Consider the following 18,294-nt stretch of genomic DNA (forward strand, 5'->3'; position numbering starts at 1 on the left):
GGTGTAGAACTAATTTAGTAACAGTTAATTCATCATTTATCTTACATATAACTATAAAGATGCGCATTAAATAAAGAGAGGGAGGTAAATCTGTCAAACGTGTAATGTCTATAAATAATAAATTTTTAGTCAATCCGATGAAAAATAGCTAAGGTTGATCTCTATCACTTGTATCAATCAGCTTGAAGAAGAAAGCCCTACCGTATCTATAGATTCATTACGAATGAAGAATAACTAGTTGGTTAATCTAATATTGTGATGGGCTTACTACGTGTAAAAAAATTTAGAATTATTTATAGGATTTTGGCAGCAGATGACTGAATGGACTATGGAGAGACATTTAAAATGATAAGAAAAAACAAAGGCCTTACTTTGTTAGAGGCTGCTGGACATGGAATTTCTACTGCTCAACTATCACGTTTTGAAAATGGGAAGACGATGCTGACACTTGATCAGTTTTTTGTGTGTCTAGAACAAATCAATACAACTATCGAAGAATTTCGATATCTCCAAAAACGAACTTGGCGGGATCAATACGCTCACATTTTAGATACAGTAGAGAGATTAAACAAAGAAAAAGATGTTGAAAATCTTCTAAAAGAATCCCAAAAACATTTTAAAAAAAGTCAAAAAACATATGATTGGTACTATTTTTTTGGCTGTTTTTTTGAAAATTTAGCTATTTTAAATAGAAAAGAACCAATGCCTAAATTAAACTATATAGAAGAAATTAAGCAATTTTTTTTGAAAAGTGAGTTATGGGGAGACATGGAATTACGTGTCTTAGGAATGTTTCTATTTATTTTTGACATAGATACAGTCCAGCTACTGTTAAAAATTGCCTTAAAAAGAGGAAAAGTCTATCGAGAAGTTAGAGGCGATAATCGATTATATTATTTTTTATTGACTAACTGTTTCTCCACATTCATTTATCATAAAAGATTGCCAGAAGCTCGTAAGGTCTTAGAACAGCTTGAATTTGAAACCAAAGGCAGTGTAGATTTATTACTTCCTCAAGTTCATTTATTATTTAATAAAGGAATATTAAAATTTTTTGAACAAGACAAGGATGAGGCAATTAGGTACTGTAGTCAAGCAATTTCTGTTTGTAAAATTTTTAGACAAGACCGATTAGTCCATCTACTTTCGAAACGACTAGCAGAGTGGCAAACTGCAGAAAATTTAGCCGAATTTGAGGAACTAGTCATCGAGTTAGGTTATCTGACAGATTAATATCCATTTTTTTCTCTCTGTTAATCAATGAAGAACAGCAACCCGTACTTCTAGTAAATTATGAAATAGTGACTAAAGTAACAGGCTACACTACTAACAGATTACGATTATTGCTTCTGACACTAAGAAATAATATTTCTAACTGACAATCTTAACTATTTGGAGTAGTAGCTCTTTTTGTAAAATTTTAACTATAACTACTAAACTACTACATTTATAAAGCTGAATGTTAAGGGAGAGGGTGACAAAACCTGTTTTGTCACCCTCTCTTTTTCGAATAAACGATAGTCTACTACTAACCACTTGTCACACTTTTGAATTGAAAATTAGAAAATACCTTCTTATCTAGAAATCTGATATCTTTGTCATAATGGCTTTTCACTCAGCATAAGTAATCAAGTTTAGATTAACTATTATATTTTAATGTATACAAACATAAAGCTACTCATTGATGTTTACATATACTTATAGAACTAATTTGACCGCTTGAGTGAAATTTCTTACCGCTTATAGAAAAATCAACTCCCCATACGAGGTATCGTGTACAATAAACTTTGTTAGGAGGAGAAAAAAATGGATATTAAGATACATATCAATAAAACACTAGCTAATATACGAGTACTCATCGAGGCACCTTCCAATGAATTAGCCCAAGGAATCTATACACAGCTAGCAGGTAATAAGCAGAATGACACATTGACTATAAAAACAAATGAAGGGTTAGAGCTAATTAAAATGAATGAGATTGAGCTGATCGAGGTGTTTTCTGATGAATTAGTTATCTCAACTATTATGGGAAAAGACATCACTTTTCGTGGCCGGTTGTATAAAATAAAAGGAATGTTAGATGAGCAACAATTTGTTCAAATTACCAAATCAACTGTGGTTAATTTGAAGCAAGTGCAAAAATTGGAGAACTCATTTTCAGGGAATATGTTAGCGATTTTAAAATCAGGGGAAAGACACTCCATATCCAGACGATATTTACCAGAACTCAAAAAAATACTAAGACAAATGAATTAGGAGGAATTTTTAATGAAAAAAATCATTCAAAATTGTTTAATAGGAGCTGGAATCAGCAGTATGCTTTATCTCATTAGCGGAAGTATTTTCGCAAACGAAGAGGTTCGAAAAAATAGCCTCCTAATATTGATATTAGGCCTTCTTATCGGAGTTTGCTCGTCCATTTATGGGGCAACCAAACTTGCACTTTTAACTAAATCAGTCATTCAGTTCAGTGGCAGCTATCTCTCTTTTCTCTTCGTAGCTCATTTAGGTGGTTGGTTTCCTTTTCGATTAAAAATTATCCTAAGTGCTTCAGTAATGTTTGCACTAATTTATCTTGCTATTTGGGCCATCTTTTATTATGTCGAAAAAAAAGAATTGGAACAGCTGAATAAAAAGCTAGGTAGGCAATAAAGACTAGGCTGATCCCTATATTCTCGGAATGAGTTGATTTTCTATGTAGCATAAAATAGCAAGGAATAGCCTAATCAATCTAGAAGATATTTAGTATAGAAGCTTTATAAGGCAGCTCAGTTTTTTATCTTTTTCGATTGTAAGGCCTTTTACGCAGAGATTATCCATCTAAGTGTAAAATATATTGCGGTAAGATTTGAAAAAAAGAAAGAAGACCATTATTCTAATTGTTAGGTTTAGCGGCCAATAACAATAAGAGGATGGTCTTCATGGAAACTATTGTAAACGAAATTGCAGAAATTTTAAAGAGTGAATCGCATTTTATTGCAAAAGAAAAAGCATTAGTCATTTATCTTGCCAATTTGATCCGAGAAATCATCACAATGGCCTTTGAACAAATAGATGATGATTTAATTGGAGAATACAAAAAACAAGGGTATCAAATAGAAAAAAAGAACGATCGGAAATTATTGACAGTATTCGGCGAAATTCAATTCCGTAGAAGGCGATACATCAAGGAAGGCGAGTCTTCAGTTTATGCGTTAGATGTCTTTTTAGGATTGAAAAGCCATGATAGGTACAGTCATTTACTCAAACGAAATGTTGCGGAGCTTGCCAACAAAATGACGTATCGGAATAGTGAGAAAGCCATAGAACTCTTGACTTCCTTCACCATGAGTCATCGAAAAATAAACCGGTTGGTCTTACAGGTGGGTGAAGAAATTAAAAGCCAACAAACGGCGGAAGAACGCTATGATGAAAGAAAAGATAAAAAGAGAAGACCTTCAGCGATTTACATTGAAGGAGACGGTATTCAAATTAAAGGTCAGAAAAAAAACCAATTAGAAATTTATCGATTTCAAGTATATGAAGGTTCAAGACCAGTCGGGAAAAATCGAAGACAGTTGAAAAATTATCATGAGTTTGTAAGCCTTAGCCGTAAGCAAGCACTAAAAGAAACACAAGAGTACCTAGCAAACACGTATCGCCTTGAAAAAACCATTGTCATCAGTAATAGTGATGGTGGTTCAGGCTTTGAAAAAAATGTATTTGAAGAGCTAGCGGGAAATTGTAGACGGCATGAATTCTTTTTAGACGCGTACCATGTTAATCGAAAAATTAAAGAAAGACTCTCTAACTTCAAAGATTTACAGCCGTATCTAATGGAGGCTATTTGGCAAGCTTATAGTTGGGACAAGGTCGTTGTAGCGTTAGATACGGCGGCGAGCCTGTTAGTGGACGAGCAAGACACAGAAAAAAACCGAGAATCTCTGCGTCTATTAGAAAACTACTTAACTAGAAACTGGAAGTGGCTACAACCTTTTGAACAACGAAATTTAGCTGGGATTCAAAAATGCATAGGCACCTGTGAAAGCAATCATAGAGTGTACAGCTATCGAATGAAACGACAAGGACGCTATTGGACAAAGAGTGGAGCTGAAGCCATGGTGCGAGTGATATCAAGTATAAAAAACAAAGAAATTGAACAATGCTTGATGACAGATTATGCACCAGCAGAAGCGGAAGACGCGTTGAAGAAACGCTACCAACAAGCATTAAGAAATACGACTAGTAAGCGTTGGAATCGTTTTGAAGAGCATGTAGGCATTCAATACGGACATGTAACAGGAAAAGAAAAAACATCAACGGGCATGGGAAAACTGATTCGCGGATTATGTAGTTAAAAAAATTCATAATGCCCTACCAAATGGCAATTGTGTCAAGTAAATTATTTTTAGCAAAAATGATTTACTTGACACAATTCAACCAAGCGAAGCGCGGTAGGAAAGTGAAATAATATAAATAGAGCCGTACCTATCATTCTAAAATAATGGTTACCGCAAAATACTTGACACATACATTATCCATAGAAAAATAAAAAGAAGGTGGCATAATGGTCTATTATTTATTTTGCAAGGCTCCAGTAATTAGTTTATTCGGTTGAGTATACTTTTTCCGTTCTCTGTTTCTTCGCTTCTTGAAATCAAGCTGCTATGAAATCATTAAAGCGGTTCTACTTTGCATAATGTATCTTATGTAAACTAGAAAATTTTAAGGCAGATAACAATACATGTTTCTCGCTCTCATTTCAAGCATATACCCCCATTCCACAATCTAAATAACTGAAATCTACGATGAACAGTCTATTTGATTTAATTCTGATTATGTTTGCCTTTCAATTAAATAGCAGGAAAAAAAAGCGTTTGAGATGCCTTTTTCAAGCTGTATACTTGGTTCACTAGTATTGCCTAAATCGATTTAAAACATTCAGATTTTCTCTTAAGTAACAGTGCACTATCAAGATTCTTCATATGGATATTAGTGGGTTGAACCATTTCTCAACGGGTTGAAATAGAAGGTATTTAGACCGACGTTTGATTTGAAAAATCGTTTGGATTGTCCTCGTTTTCATATGAAATGAAACTCAACTGTATCAATGCTTGTTAACGTCTATGCTCCGATTTCTTATGAACTCTATGACTAGTTAATTCACTGATTATCGGAACTAAATGATTGATCCGCAGGCTATACCCCTTTCATAAAAATGAGCATCCTTATAAAGAAAACTTACACTTAAGTCGTCTCTATAAGAATGCTTAATGCTTATCTCATTCTTCCTCCTAAAATAAAATGGATAAAGAAAAAGCAAAGAATAAATAACCCGAATAACAACAGCCCAAAAATAGTCAGCGCTCCTTTACTCGACAAGTGATAAATAAGCTGTTGATGAACGGTTTTCTTTTTGTTGGTTGTTAAAAGGGGCGACTGCTTTACTGTTCCCAATTTTTTATCAGATTCGATTTTTTTAGCATCTACAATTAAGCGTTGGGGAGTTTCGTAGACACTGTCACAAGTAATTAATCGAAGTAAGCCTTGTCTACTATCATCTAAAAGTTCGATTTCATTTTCAGAAGCTATATATATTTGAGCCACCTCAAACGAGCCCTTTGTTTGGTTATACTCAAGATAGATAATATCTCCTGCTTTAAGCTCATCCAAACGATTAAAAAGAAGATTGGAGTAGTTCATATTATGTCCTAACAAAACTAAATCATTTTGCATTGGTACTCTTTTGGGGAAGAGTGAGACACATCCTAGCAAAAGGTTACTATTACTCAATTCTGGTAAGATTTCTAAGTCCAGTTCAATAGCTGGAATCGTCAATTTCCCAACGCTTAAAACTGTATCTGATTGAATATAACTCTCAACAATGTCCGCAAGCTTTGGTGATCGAATCACATCGACTTCTTCTTGTGTCGCAGATAAAAAATCGTCTGTCCTAACTGAAACAACTCGTTTTGTATACACCGTCTGTTCAATTAACATTCCTCTGAGATACGGAAAAAACAATAATAACAGACTGATTATAAAAAAAAGTGAGAGCACAACAGCCAGGACCGGATTTTTTTTAGCACTTTTCTTACTTTGCTTCATTGTCATTACTTCGTCTTCTTAAGATAATTACTAGAAGAACAATAATGATCAAGCAAGCAAGCCCTAATAAGCTGTACATGAGCATTGAATTATCTTTTGGAATAGTAACGTCTTTCTTATTAAAGTTTTTTGCTTCCTCTGCTTTAACCGTAAATTCCTTGTTAAAATCCCATTTATAGGTGTAAGACTCTTCTTCTTTAGCCAAATTTTTATAGTCATGCGCACCTTCCAAGTCTTTCACAGCATAGACGGTTACTTTAGCAGTATAATCCCCCGCCTCTAATTTTTTTCCATCTAATAACGTAGGAAAATCTAAATGAGAGTTAGGCACCATCTGCATATTTTCTTTTTGATTCTTATAAAGCACTTCCTTTGTTCCTTTTTTAGCTATCTCTGTTTTGATAACGACATCATTCACATAAATTGGTTGTTTATTTTGAATAACCGTAGTAAACGCATTTCGTCCGTTGACTTGAGAAGGATACGCTTTGATTAAGTCTAACTCTGGTAAAATCTTCTCCTCTTTCCCATGCAACACCAGTCCTTTGACAAATGAAAATTCATTCTCAATGGCCATTCCCTTTGACTCCTCTGCTTGGTTGGGTTGCTTATTGTTGACTTCCTTAAAGGTAACCCCACCCGCTAAGACACCAGAGAAATCAGCATCTGGCATTTTGATAATCACTGGATAAGTGATACTGCTATTGGCAGGAATGGACACTTTTTTTTCATAAGTAACTAAGTCTTCTATCATATAGACTAAACCATCTGTATTCTTGGTTTCTCCTGCGCTATAGTTAGCAACGCCATTCAAATTCGTCACTGCATGGTTAATCGTTATTTCTAAGTCTACCGTATTTGGCGTACCATTAGCCAGAATAAAACGTTCTTCACGTGTTTGTTTTGGTGCCAATCGTAAATCTAAATAAGTCTTTTTTTCATCTACTTGGTATTCTGAAGGAATCGTTTCTACAGAAAAATTGAGTTCTGATGCAAAAGCTACCTCTACAGTTCCGAATATAGCTATCGTAAATAGTAATATAAATAATTTTTTCATCTCTTATCTCTCCTAATAAATTTTATATGTCAATTGATAATAATAAACTAAACTCTTTCACTTCCTTATCTTACACAAGTTAATATGACAAAACTCATTACGTGAATAGAACCTAACATTTGGTTTTCATCAAAACACTCTCCATGATATATCCTATTGAAAGAGTGAATTCTAATGAGCTTTGGCTTATTATCTGAGCGATTTGTTTCACTTCTATCACACCTGAAGACTTTACCAAAATAATTATTTAACTATGCTAACTGATTCTTTTACCTTTTATGTACTTACTTATTTAGAGTATGGGGAAGTGGGATGAATAGCTACTCATCCCACTTACTACTCTTAAAAATCACTTATGCTGGAACATCTGACAAGGTCCAAACAAATGAAGTGGTGTATACAGCTTTTTCTTTTTTCGTTCCACCAGGAATTTCTAAAGAGATACTCTCTGCAGCAGCAGCTTCTGTGTCCCCCCATTTTGTAATATACGTGCCTGCCCCTTGACCAACAGTCGCGCTCATAACCGTTGAAGGTTCTCCCGGTACCAATGAGATTTCACTAGTTGCAGTGGGTGCTGTTGATGTTGAGTTTGTCACAAGAGTTCCGTTGCCTAACGTAATCTCTGCAGCAGTTAATTCTGATCCGGCTCCTGTTTTAAACTGAGTTGATTGTGTCACCGTTAAGTGCCAGCCAGCTTCCGTTCCTCGGTTATCAGATACTTGAACATAGTTGGCTCTTTTTGCTGCAGCCCCTGTAGAATCAAGTCCATTTTGTAACAATGCATGATATGTTTTTGTTTCAGAAGTAATAACCTGTTGGCCAAATACTAAACTTGAAGCATAGTCGATACTCACTGGACCGCTTGTTCCCCCATCTGGCTTGTTTTCTGGTTTGGTTGGGTCTTCTGGAACAAATGGATTATCTGGATTTTCTGGATCGAGTGGCTTAGTTCCAGTAGTTGATTCGATGAATTCGATTTGACCATTCGTTGTATACGTTTTTTCAGCCGCTGTTGCCGCAACCCCAGTTAACGCATTTAATAAAATAACACTTGCTAAAATAATTGAACTTTTTTTCATTTTAAATTTCTCCTGTCTTTTTTTATATTGGTTTGATATCTAACGTTGGTTACATGTTTCCCTTAATTAATAGACGTCACTGATTGTCCAAGTAAGAACGGATGCGTATTTCACAGCATCTTTTGCTGTTGAGCCTGGAACACTTAATTTTACTGCTTTATTTACATCAACCTGTACATCTTGTCCTTCAACATTTTTTTCGGTAACTTTCTCAACAGTCCCCCATTTAGTCACCCAAGTACCTGCCCCAGTATTTTCAGCTGCTGTTGTCACATTAACTGGTTCCCCAGGAGTTAAAGTAACGGTTGTTGCCGCTGCTGGTGCGGCGCTCGTTGATAAACTATTGACTGTGGCTTCATTCAACGTAATTTCAGCGCCTGTTAAAACTTTATTGGCGGTTTCTTCCACAGCAGTTAATTGTGTTTGTTGTGTGACTGTTAATTTCCAGCCTTGATTTGTGCCACGATGATCACTCACTTGCACATAGTTTGCTCTAGCCGGTGTTCCATTTGAAAATGCTTGCGCACGAGCATAATAATCAACATTTTTATTGGTAATTTTGTTTAAACCAAAATTAAATGAAGAAGCGAAATCAATACTTAATGGACCTGCAGTTCCGGGATTTGGTTGACCACCAGGTTTGGTTGGATCAAGGGGGGTTACCGGCCCTACAGTATCCGGATTATTTGGGTCCACATCTGGATCAATCGGTTCAGTGATATCTGATCCAGGGATAAACTCTACTACGCCATTTGAAATAATTGATTTTTCAGCGGCTTCTGCAGTAAGTGCACTCGCTCCCAAAGCAGATAATGTCAAAGTAGCAAGCAAGCTACTCACAATTATTTTTTTCATTTTTATTTTCTCTCCTTTATGGTGTATCTTTTAATATCCATTGTATTTTTGTCGTATAAGTTTTTTTCATCTTAGTACTGTCATTTGGCAGATTTAGCTTGACGCTACGACTCGCTTCCTCTTCCGTTTGACCCATACGAATAAGCCAAGTCCCCATCCCTTTTGATATCTCTGCTGTCGCGATTGGTGTTTCTTCATTTACAATAAAATCAATCGTCGCAGCCGAAAGAGTAGGTCCATTTTCTGATGGCCTGTCAGCAACTACAGATGTATGCTCAAATGATAACGCTGCTCCTCTCAATACTTCATTAAATTCTGTCTCGAAAGGTGATTGGATAGCTGTAAGTCGCCAACCTGTTCCACTCCCTCTGACATCTGTTATCTGAATGAAGTTTGGTCGCTTACTTCCATCACTTAAAGCTTGTGGCTGAGCAAAAAAATCCGTCTCCTTTGTTGTCACAAAATGCTGGCCAAATTGAAAATTTGAAATAAAATCAATACTCAAATCTCCCCCTGTTCCAACAGTCGGTAACTCCGGAAATGGGTTGACTGGGTCAATTGGTGAATATGGATTGGGATTAAGCGGATCTAACGGGTAGCCAGCACTCTCTCCAGGAACAACAGAAAAATTATTATCCGAAATTACGGGCTCCTGAACTTCGGCAGATAACGCGGGTAGATTAGATAGTGTGAGTGCAACGACTGCTAGTGATGCTAGATATTTGCATAATTTATTCATGAGATACCCACCTTCTGCTTAACAAAAAGCTCCCTATAACTGCACAAAGTAAGAGTAGAAAGCCTATCAGTTGAACATAGGCGAATGAACGGTCTCCTGTTTTTGGAAGTACCGTATATGGACGATTGGAATAAATTGGTCCTGTTGGTACATCGGTCATCCCCATTGAGCCGTCTTCTTGCTTGCTCCCTTTTTCTGTGTCCTTCTCAGTTTCAATCTCAGGTTCTTGTGGATTTTCTTCAGGATTAAGAACTTCATAGTTGCCATAAAAACCGGTCACCGCGTTAGAATTGTAGCCCTCACCTGCATAAACAGAACTACCCCCAGATGTGAAAAGAACGTACACGACTATCAATAAACAGCCTAATTTTTTCATTTTCTCATCCTTTCTATGGAGTGTCCTCAATGCTCCAGCTATATTTTCCTTGATAAGCACCTACTCGTTGGTCTTCAACAGGTAATGAAAGATAAATCCCATCCCCATCTGCCTGCCAAGTCTCGCTCACGTTCCATTCTTGTGCTGAGTCATTTTTTGTTGTAACTAAGACTTGCTCTTTTGTAATAAAAGTTTTGTTGCCATCTTGCTTTAAATACGTGTGCCCGTTCAATGTACGCTCTACTCCATCTACAGTTAACGGGCTAATTTCTTGAACTTTAACTGTCAACGGATTGACCTTATTTTCACGAATATCTTTAACGATGAGCGCTTCGCTCAGTACGCCAAACAAATTTTGTTCTTTATTAGATACCTGAATTTCTCCAAATGAAATTCGTTCAGGATAGCTCATAAAACCGACTTCCTGTGGTCTTGGAATGACCATTACGCGCATCGTGAAGGTCACTTCATTGCCACTTTTCCCAGTCACTTTGTAAACAACCTGCCACTCGCCTATCGTCTCAGTATCCACAGTATTTGAAGCAATAACTAGTTTATCCGTTAAATCAGTGTCGTCTCCATCAGTTGCAGTTGCATAACTTTTAGGATCAAATGATGTTCCTAGATAAAGTTCTAATACCTCAGGAGCAATAATCACCGCATCTTTTTCAACTGGTTTAGGTATAACGGTTACCGCGATTTCTTTAATTGCATAAGAAGCATCTATAGGACTAATGGCAAAATAAATCACAGAATAGACGCCCTCTTTTGAGGTATCGACCTCATTTACACCGACTTCTACTTGCATTGGCGTACCATCTATATCCGTCGCTTGAGCATAATCTAGCGGATCAAAGACTGTTCCCACATAAATGGTGATATCATTCGCAATAATTGTTGGTACTGCTGGCTTATAGACCTCGACCGCAATCGATTTAATAACTTCTTTCCCGTTCTTTCCTGTTACCGCATACTGAACATAATACGTACCTTCAGTCGTAGTATCAACGAGATTTGTTATCACTTCCACCTGATTGGTGATGTCAGTATTATCACTATCAGTCGCCGTTACTCCAATCATCGGGTTAAACTTAGAATTCAACTCAACCCGTTTGTTTTCAGCGTGAATCACAGCATCACCGAGCGCTGTTTTCTCTTTAACTGTGACAGTTATCGTTTTTGTGATTGTAATTGAATTTTTAGCAGTTACTTGGTAAATTACCTCATAAGTACCTGGTACTTGATTATTTACTTGATTACTTTTCACCGTAATCTTGCTCGTAATATCCGTCCCATCAATGTCCTTAGCGCTCAAATTGTTATTAGCTTTTAATGGATTAAAGGCACTTCCTTGAACAATAGTAACATCATTTGCGCTAATCGTTGCAGCCAGTCCAATTGTTACAATTGGTCCCGCTTTAAAGACTGCGTCTCTATAAGAAACAGAAGTCAATGGATTTTTGTTTCCACTGTTACTATTAGTTGATGGTCGATCTGCAAGATTTGCTAAGCCAGCACTATCTGTCGCAATAAATTGAAGTTTGTCATCATTCACTATGCTAGGAAGCTTGAGAGAAAATTTTCCACTCGAATCTGCTGTCGCTGTGGAACTAGTGAGTACTCCATTTTTATACAAAGTAATTTTGGCACCTGGCTCTGTAGTACCTGAGATAGTGGTGGCTGTCGGCCCTATAACTGAGACGCCCCCAGCCAATCCTGTTGGATCGGGCGGTGTAATATCGATAACCGTGCTACTTGCAGTTTTAACAGAGCTGCGTCCACCCCGTTTGGCGATTCCCGTTACCGTTTTATCTTTCATTTGAAATTTAGTACCCGTTGCCTTCACGTACCCATTAGCATCTGTGGTCAAATTTGTATATTTAGTCCCTAATGAATCCGTGATCTCTGCTTTTGCTTGTCCACTACCTGCATAGACAGGTATGTAATTAATTGTTCCATCATCAGCCATTCCCTGATTATCTGGACTGTATCCCAAGATAACTCTTGCTGTGACTGATTTGTCGGCATCTGTAACTGCCTGAATTTCTAATTCTGGGTTTTGATTGAGCCCAGAGATTCTTCTTAAGCCCGTTGTTGGGAAATAATTCGACAAAGTTGCATCTGTCGAAGAACTCACCATACCATTAGCCTGTGTTAAAGTTGCGGCTTCAGCTAAATAATCAGATGGTCCATCGATTGATGACCCCAGCTTCCAAATACCTATATCAGAATTTTTAATTTGAAAAGTTTTGATATTGGCACTTGCAATACTTGCATTAACTGTTGTACCACTTGAGTAGTTTCGTAAATCATAGCTTTTAGGATTGTCAATTATGACATTCATTCGTTTGGCATCCGTAGCAGAATCACTGCTGAAAAGTGGCTTATCCGTCGCCCCAATCACATACAACTCGCTTTGAGGACCTACAGAAAAATAAGAATCTTGAGTCGCATTTCCAGTAGCATTAAATGATATAGGTGCTCTTCCTTTTTTCGTTGAGGTCAGATTAATTTTGTTCTTTCCTTCTGCGATAAAGCTACTATTGTAATAGTCACTCCGCCAAGCATTTCCAGGCATAGTCGCATTAAAGGTCGCCCCTTCTCTCAAACGAACTTCCGTATAATAGGCAAATACAACTGGATATAAGTAGCCTGTTCCCTCCATCTTAAAGTTAGCCACGGCATTTTCACCCACTTCAAATTTTCGTGAACCAGATGTGGCTTGTGTCATATTGGTTTTACCGAACCAAAAGAAGGAACGATCTTCGTGGGTTGGTTGCTTAATTGCTGTAACCTTTGCATTGGGTGCGATATAGACGCCGTCGATTACGGCCATCTCAGAACGTGTCTTCCAGTAAATCTCTCCTGCCAAGTTTAATTGCGCCCCCGGTACAGAAGCAATTCGAATAACATTGTCCTCGTGGCTCCGAACATTCGTAAAGTTAATCTCCCAACCTGAGACAGCAGTTCCTAAAGCATCACCATAATGTACTACTCCTTGCAGTGTCGAAGAGCTACTTGACTTGATTTCAGAAATATTTTTAATATCCATAGTTGCCGTAGCCGCCAATTTCACTTTAAAAAGAGAACCACCTAAGTCTAGCTTGTAGCCATTGCCTTCAATCGCGAAAGAAGTCGAGCGTTCCGTCAAGACATTCCCTGTTATTACGATATCTTTCGTAAAACTAACAGCCGTGACTGCTGCATTATTATACGCATTCTTCAACTCTTCTCCTGTCGAAACTAACACAGGAGTTGCGGTGGGTACTTTTGCGGTAAGCTCTTTCCTTTTAACTGAGTCTGTATCTTCATTCATTGAAAGGCTCTCTTCTGAGCTTTCCGAATAAGTTTCTTCAGTTTCTTGGCTTTCTGTTCCACTTTCTTCAGAAAAATCAGATAATTCAGCGTTAGAGATACTTGTTGTGCTCTCTACAGTCGCAGATTCCTCAACACTCTCTTCACGAGTCAGCTCATTTTCAGCTGAGTCTACCGACGCTTGGATTGATCTATTGTCTGACTCTGAAGTATCCGTCGAGGACTCCTCAGAAAAAAAGCCGGAATTGATTGATTGAATCGGTTCAGGTTCCTGTAAAGCTTCTCTTGATTCACTCTTCATATCCAAACTCGTATCAACTGTCAAAGAAACTGCCATCAGTGGGTTCCCTAAAATCGTTCCTACTATCACTGCTGAAAATAGCTTCTCTACTTTCCTTTTGTTCATTTTTTCACCTCCTATAAACAAATCCATTTTATTTTTTGCACAAACCACCTCTCTTATCTATTGTAAGTAGCAGTTCGTTTGGAAAAAGAAAGAAACAACAGGTATTCATAAACTTATACAAGGCAGCAACTTCAAAAAAGTCGATATATAAGACAAACCTATTGAATTGAGGTATTAAAAAATGATTGACCATTTACTCGCCATCAAAGTCAGGTTGAAAAGATAAAGAAGAATGTCTCCTTTATCTTTTTCTCCATACTATTATTTTTTTAATACATCCTCCACTAAAATACCTGAAGTTATTTTCTCTATTTCCAGTTCAAGTATAAACGAGCGAACTAGTCTAGCTATGCCAATTTTTTTTTTACAAAAAAAAAAAATTGAGATAAAAATAAGAAACTATACATTACACAATCGAATGAATAACTATAAATAGAGCCAATAAAAAGCTTTATTCGTTTCTTTTTTAGTAGCCACACTAAAAAGGCATAGAACATAACTCAAAAAGTTATGTCCTATGCTCCTAGTATCTGAATAAACGCCGGGCACAAAAGGCCGCTATCTTCACTCTCACTCGTATCAGTGAAAAAAAGCTTCTATTTTTTTCTGAATCGCGCGCATATCTACTTCTCTCATCTGAGGACTTATGATAATGCTTTTTTGATGTGTCTTTAATTGTTCGATATCAAAAGGACTCGTGGCAACAATGATGTCTGCTGTTGTCAGACTTGTCACAAATCGTATTTGAAATCGTTGTCCTAATTGTAATTTAATTAATTGTTTGATATAAGAGGTAAATGTATCTGACACATCTGTCACGACACAAATTTTGACTTTTGAATCAAGATTTTCAAATTTTTCGATTGGAAAAACTGAAATCATCATCATTAATAAGTTAAACTTTACCGCACCATAATGCTCTTTATAATTAACATATGTCATAAAATCAGTCCACAAAGAAGCAAATCTTTTCCAATAATTAGGGTAATAATGTCTAAAGCTAGTAATGCTAACAATGTGTTCGATATCTTTTACTGCTTTATCTGTATACCTTGCAAAATAATTTGATAAATATATCTTAGTCCATTGAGCAGATAAAGATTTTTGCTGCGTACCATTGAGTGGAACAAAATATTTTTTTACTAACCGCTCTAACAATTGTTTTGATATATTCATTTCGTCTATCACAGAGGAATGATAAGATTCGTTTAATTTAAGTGTGAAGTTGTAGATATCTGAACTATAGATAGTCATCACCAGCATCTCCCACTCAACTTGACTCCATGTCGAGATTACTGACGGTTTTTTAGGAAAAGAAAATGCGTGTAATGTAGCTTCTTGTTCTTTTTTCAATTGTAAATAATATTTTTTAGAAAGTGAATTTGAATAAATAAATAACCAGATTGAGAGTAATTCGACATGTAATGGACTCGAACTAATCTTTAATGCTTTTAATACTTCCGTTGTCAGCATTTGAATATTGGGATAATTCTTTTTTAGTAAAGCATTTGAAAACTGGCGGTTAGTTCCCCAAAAAAAGATGTAAGAAAAAATTCTTATATCTAATTCACTTGCATCAAATTTAAGAGGCGCCGACCTTGCAATAGCAATATTATAAGCTTTAAGTTCCTCATTTATCAGGCGGATTTTTCTAAAAAATGTTGCATGACTGATATTGTGCTTCATGCTGAAGTTCACAGCAGAAATTTGTCGTTTTTCTATCAACTCCAAAAGAATATCATAGGCGATATCATTGGCATAGATAGCTTCAAAAAGAGTCTGCAAGTTAGTTGCTTGTCTTTCTAACTTGAAAACTCCTCTTTTAGGACTCACTAGTCTCACAAAGTATTTCTCATCTGTGTAACGATTATCTATAATCGTTCTTAGCTCTTTTATGGACTTCAAAATAGTCACAGCATTACTATAACCTAATCTCAAACGAATTTCTTCTACCGTTAACGGCGACTCTTCTGTATCTAGTATTTCAACTAAATCTTTAAGTAGCGTCGTTTTATAATCTAAACCCAGCATTCCATTACCCTCACTTCATAGATAAGTACATAATAAATAAAACATCTAGTTATAATATAGCTCAAAAAACAAAGAATTAAAAATAAAAGGGGTTCGTTTATAATGATCTATACATATAATTAACAATTCATCCTATCTAAAAATACTTTAATTCCGCTAATTATCATGAAATGAATAACGCGTATGTCATTCGTATAGAAAACAATTCTACAATCGAAATGTTGACAAATAAAAAAATCTTTAGCTAAGGAATAACCTAGCTGAAGATTTTTTTCTATTGAATTGGATGCAAGACAAGACTTACTTAGCAGAGAACCATTGTGGCGAAAAGCTACTCAATACCTTTATAAGCTCATTTTTATGACTAAAAGCTAAGAAACCTCTTGAGTACCTAATAGACACTACAAAGAGTCACTTAGCTTTCTTATTCTCACGTATTTCTACTAGCTTATTTGTAAAGTTAGCCCAGTCTACTGCACGTGGAGGTGCTAACCAAACAATACTCGGAATCTCTTTTTGCCTTTCTAAATAAATATCGGATAAAATAAAATCTGTTTTTTCATCAATATACTCTTGGTACACAATATGCAATTCTGTAATTTTCTTTATGTTCTCAATAATCATCTGATTATAGATTTTGCCAAATGAAAAATCAACATATAAATAAATTGGCGGTAAGTAAGATTTGATAGGTATAGTTGTCACTAGAATTAATAAGTAGTGGTAAAAATAATACTCCTTTAATGCCCATAACTCTCTATGATATTTTTTGTCATTTAGATAGTTCCGACAAAAATTAACATATTCGGGAAAGTTGTTAACGAAGTAATTGATGTCAATCGTTTTAGACTCTTGATTATCCTCAGTAATAAATGTTTGTACGCGAAAATGGAGCAAATCAATCGCTTGTTGATTCTCTTTCAGAATCTCCTCCGATTTAGGAAATTCTCTCACAACAGCTTCAACAAATTCTGTACTATATGCTTTAAAACTTTGATCAATCACCTGTTCTAAGTAATCCCCAACAAAAAGTATTTCTTCGCTTATCAAAAAACTCAGAATTTCATCATACTCATAAGCAAGTGTTTCTATGTCTACATTTTTTGCATCGAGTTCAAAAGATTGTTGAATCAAATTAACAATGGGTTGACAACGAAGTAAATAATTCATTGATACCACTTTTGGTCCCGTATTGATGTAGTATTTTTGTTTCGTACGCACAAAAGTAATATTTAAAAAATGACTAATTCGAAGTTTCGAATACTCGTTCAAAGGTTTTCCTAAAAATTTTTCCAACCGTTGAATGAACTGATTCGTTTTTTCTCTAACAAATGATGGATAAACCTGATTGTCTTGTTGGTAAGCCTGTGTAAAAAGATGTAAAAAAAATCTTCTAATCTTTTTTTCATCCCCTTCAAAACCAAATTTTTTTGTAATCGTAAAATCTAGCTGTTTGAAGTGTCCTTTTATATCTTTAACTTTTTTATAAACTGGTGAATCACTTATAAAGTGTTCATTTGAAAAATGACTTACGGACTTAAACCTGCCTAAAAAGATTTCCGTAATAATTGAGAAAGCCATGGACTCTTTAAGAAGATGGACCTCAAATTGTCTAGAAGTCGTCATTCCTGTCTCAATCAGCTCAACAGTATTACTAGTTGAAATAAGTTGGAAATATTCCTTTAGACTCGTTTCTTCAAACTCAACATTAAGTTCATCAACGATTCGATTCAATAAAAATTCCGAAATAGCCAACTCTTTAATAATCGTCTCTTTGTATTCTTTTAATAATGGCCGATTTTCCATATATCGAATAAATTCTATCTTTCTCAAATCTGATTTATCCAAAAATGTCTTGAACATTGATTTCCGGTCCACCTTCCCTGTCTTTTCCATAAATTGCTAGACCAGATAATGAATAGGCTAGCTCAGTCAATGGGTGCATTTTTTCTGATGACCCACTCCCCGAGAAATCTTTTGGCACAAGGATATCCAAACCCGCTGCCTTTTTTTTCTTAGTAAACAAATCATCTATACTGATTTTCTTTTTGCTATTCTTTTTTTTAGGCGCTTCTTTTGGTTCGCTAGATTCTGTCTGCGTTTCACTGGTTGTCGCCGTTTCTGATTCCGTTGTGGTTGACTGTTTTACAGCTGATTCACTAGAGGCAGGCTCACTAGCTTCCGATTGCTCTTGGCTACTTTCAGTCTCCTTCGTCTTGGGTGTAATCGTTTGACTAGGACTTAGGGGGTCATAAATAACAGTTTCACTGCTTACAATTGGTGTATCCAATAGCATCACTGTCATTAATATGGAACTAAACAAAAATATTGAAGATTTCTTCATAGACT

Annotated in this window: 14 protein-coding genes; 4 read left to right on the forward strand and 10 right to left on the reverse strand. The window is 36.0% G+C overall.

The window, feature by feature from the left end; all coding sequences use genetic code 11:
- Positions 1-345 precede the first annotated feature (345 nt).
- From IGI37_RS19035 to IGI37_RS19050, 4 genes are all read left to right on the forward strand, one after another.
- Positions 346-1,233: a helix-turn-helix domain-containing protein gene (locus IGI37_RS19035; protein ID WP_438763775.1), complete on the forward strand. Its 888-nt coding sequence runs from the start codon at positions 346-348 to the stop codon at positions 1,231-1,233.
- 573 nt (positions 1,234-1,806) lie between these two features.
- Positions 1,807-2,256: a LytTR family DNA-binding domain-containing protein gene (locus IGI37_RS19040; protein ID WP_438763776.1), complete on the forward strand. Its 450-nt coding sequence runs from the start codon at positions 1,807-1,809 to the stop codon at positions 2,254-2,256.
- A gap of 12 nt (positions 2,257-2,268) precedes the next feature.
- Positions 2,269-2,652: a DUF3021 domain-containing protein gene (locus IGI37_RS19045; RefSeq protein ID WP_438763777.1), complete on the forward strand. Its 384-nt coding sequence runs from the start codon at positions 2,269-2,271 to the stop codon at positions 2,650-2,652.
- Positions 2,653-2,921: 269 nt separating this feature from the next.
- Positions 2,922-4,337, forward strand: a complete 1,416-nt coding sequence (locus IGI37_RS19050; protein ID WP_438763778.1) for an ISLre2 family transposase — start codon at positions 2,922-2,924, stop codon at positions 4,335-4,337.
- Positions 4,338-5,256: 919 nt separating this feature from the next.
- Here the strand turns inward: IGI37_RS19050 and IGI37_RS19055 are convergent.
- The 10 genes from IGI37_RS19055 to IGI37_RS19100 all read right to left on the reverse strand — a co-directional run bounded on the left by IGI37_RS19055 (position 5,257) and on the right by IGI37_RS19100 (position 18,289).
- The gene (locus IGI37_RS19055; RefSeq protein ID WP_438763779.1) at positions 5,257-5,979 is read right to left on the reverse strand and encodes a class A sortase; all 723 of its coding nucleotides are present in this window, start codon (positions 5,977-5,979) and stop codon (positions 5,257-5,259) included.
- A 94-nt stretch (positions 5,980-6,073) separates the two neighbouring features.
- Positions 6,074-7,144 (reverse strand): DUF916 and DUF3324 domain-containing protein, encoded by a 1,071-nt coding sequence (locus IGI37_RS19060; protein ID WP_438763780.1) that lies wholly within the window; start codon positions 7,142-7,144, stop codon positions 6,074-6,076.
- A 353-nt stretch (positions 7,145-7,497) separates the two neighbouring features.
- Positions 7,498-8,223: a WxL domain-containing protein gene (locus tag IGI37_RS19065; RefSeq protein ID WP_438763781.1), complete on the reverse strand. Its 726-nt coding sequence runs from the start codon at positions 8,221-8,223 to the stop codon at positions 7,498-7,500.
- A 66-nt stretch (positions 8,224-8,289) separates the two neighbouring features.
- Positions 8,290-9,078, reverse strand: a complete 789-nt coding sequence (locus tag IGI37_RS19070) for a WxL domain-containing protein (protein ID WP_438763782.1) — start codon at positions 9,076-9,078, stop codon at positions 8,290-8,292.
- Positions 9,079-9,094: 16 nt separating this feature from the next.
- Positions 9,095-9,817: a WxL domain-containing protein gene (locus IGI37_RS19075; RefSeq protein ID WP_438763783.1), complete on the reverse strand. Its 723-nt coding sequence runs from the start codon at positions 9,815-9,817 to the stop codon at positions 9,095-9,097.
- On the reverse strand, positions 9,810-10,193 hold the full coding sequence (locus tag IGI37_RS19080; protein ID WP_438763784.1) for an LPXTG cell wall anchor domain-containing protein: 384 nt from the start codon (positions 10,191-10,193) through the stop codon (positions 9,810-9,812). The genes IGI37_RS19075 and IGI37_RS19080 overlap by 8 nt, the downstream gene beginning before the upstream one ends.
- 13 nt (positions 10,194-10,206) lie before the next feature.
- Complete coding sequence (locus IGI37_RS19085; RefSeq protein ID WP_438763785.1) at positions 10,207-13,914, reverse strand: immunoglobulin-like domain-containing protein; 3,708 nt, start codon at positions 13,912-13,914, stop codon at positions 10,207-10,209.
- A gap of 579 nt (positions 13,915-14,493) precedes the next feature.
- On the reverse strand, positions 14,494-15,945 hold the full coding sequence (locus tag IGI37_RS19090) for a helix-turn-helix domain-containing protein (RefSeq protein WP_438763786.1): 1,452 nt from the start codon (positions 15,943-15,945) through the stop codon (positions 14,494-14,496).
- Positions 15,946-16,356: 411 nt separating this feature from the next.
- Entirely contained in the window at positions 16,357-17,808 is a 1,452-nt protein-coding gene (locus IGI37_RS19095) for a helix-turn-helix domain-containing protein (RefSeq protein ID WP_438763787.1), read from the reverse strand.
- Positions 17,786-18,289 (reverse strand): hypothetical protein, encoded by a 504-nt coding sequence (locus IGI37_RS19100; RefSeq protein WP_438763788.1) that lies wholly within the window; start codon positions 18,287-18,289, stop codon positions 17,786-17,788. The genes IGI37_RS19095 and IGI37_RS19100 overlap by 23 nt, the downstream gene beginning before the upstream one ends.
- Between the last annotated feature and the right edge of the window lie 5 nt (positions 18,290-18,294).

It is taken from the genome of Enterococcus sp. AZ194, assembly GCF_051713825.1.
Classification (GTDB): Bacteria; Bacillota; Bacilli; order Lactobacillales; family Enterococcaceae; genus Enterococcus_K.